This window comes from Kitasatospora sp. NPDC059722 (genome assembly GCF_042733235.1).
GTDB lineage: Bacteria > Actinomycetota > Actinomycetes > Streptomycetales > Streptomycetaceae > Kitasatospora.
This window is the reverse complement of record NZ_JBHWGD010000125.1, coordinates 1-1187: the sequence shown is the minus strand read 5'-3', so window position 1 is coordinate 1187 and position 1187 is coordinate 1. Positions and strand designations below refer to the sequence as shown.

The window sequence follows — 1187 nt, the reverse complement described above, 5'->3', positions numbered from 1 at the left end:
GGGGGGGGGGGGGACGCCCCCCCCGCCCCCGCCGCCGGTTTCGCCCCTAAAGCATGCCCTGACCACCTCCAGGGCCGCCGGCGCGGATTGCGGACGCCTGCGGCCGTCACGGCACTCCGGTGCCCGATTCACGGACGGATTGCGACATTCGATGAAACAGTCATTGACCGCACGGACCCGGTCGCGCCTCGCGGCCGGGTTCGTGGCGGGCAGCCTGCTGACCGGGCTGCTCACGACGCACGCGGTGGCCGACACCACGCCCGCCACCGCGGCGAACCCCGACCGGGTCAAGGTCGTCGCGGCCTGGCAGGCCGGCGGGCCGGCCGTGCGCCGCGCCGCCGAGAGCGCGCTGACCGGCACCGGTGACGACCTGGCGGCCTTCCTGGCCAAGGGCCGGGCCACCGCCGCCGACCAGGACCTGCGGGCCAAGATCGAGGAGCTGATCGCGACCTCCGGTCCCGGAGTCCGCGCGGCCGGCACCGCAGCGCTCGCCGGATCCGCCGACGACCTGCAGAAGTTCCTCGCCACGGGCGCCAAGAAGGCCTACGAGGACGACCAGCGGGTGCGGGTCTCCCAGCTCATGGCCACCGGCGGGCCGGGCGTGCAGGCAGCCGCCGCCAAGGCCATGGACGGCAGCCTGGACGACGTCAACCAGTTCCTGAACACCGGCCAGTTCAAGGCGAGGGACGACGACGACCGCGTCCACCTCTCGCAGCTGATGGCCTCCGGCGGGGACGAGGTCAAGAAGGCCGCCAACACCGCGCTCAACGGCTCGATGGACGACGTCCAGCAGTTCCTCCAGTACGGCTACCAGACCGCGGCCGCGCACGACCAGGAGAAGCTGACGGTCGCCCAGCTGGCCGACCTCACCAAGACCGCCTCCGACCAGGCCGGCCAGCAGGCCCAGACGGCCAAGGACGCGGCGGGCAAGGCCTTCGACGCCACCAAGCTGGCCAAGGAGGCCGCCGAGAAGGCCGCCGCCGAGACCAAGGCCGCGCAGGGCTCGGCCGGTGCCGCCTCCAGCGCCGCCGGCCGCGCCGCCGACGCCGCCTCGCGCGCCGCCACCGCGGCCCAGACCGCCTCCGCGGCGGCCAAGGCCGCCAACGAGGCGTCCCGCCAGGCCGCCAACGCCGCCGCCAACGCCGCCGCTGCCGCGACCAAGGCCAGCAACGCCGCGTCCCAGGCGC

Annotated in this window: 1 protein-coding gene; it reads left to right on the top strand. The window is 75.1% G+C overall.

Translation table 11 applies throughout. The annotated features are described in order from the left end of the window. Window positions 1-163: 163 nt before the first annotated feature. A partial coding sequence (locus ACFV4F_RS38915) for an ALF repeat-containing protein (protein ID WP_380509971.1) occupies window positions 164-1187 on the top strand: 1024 nt, incomplete at its 3' end.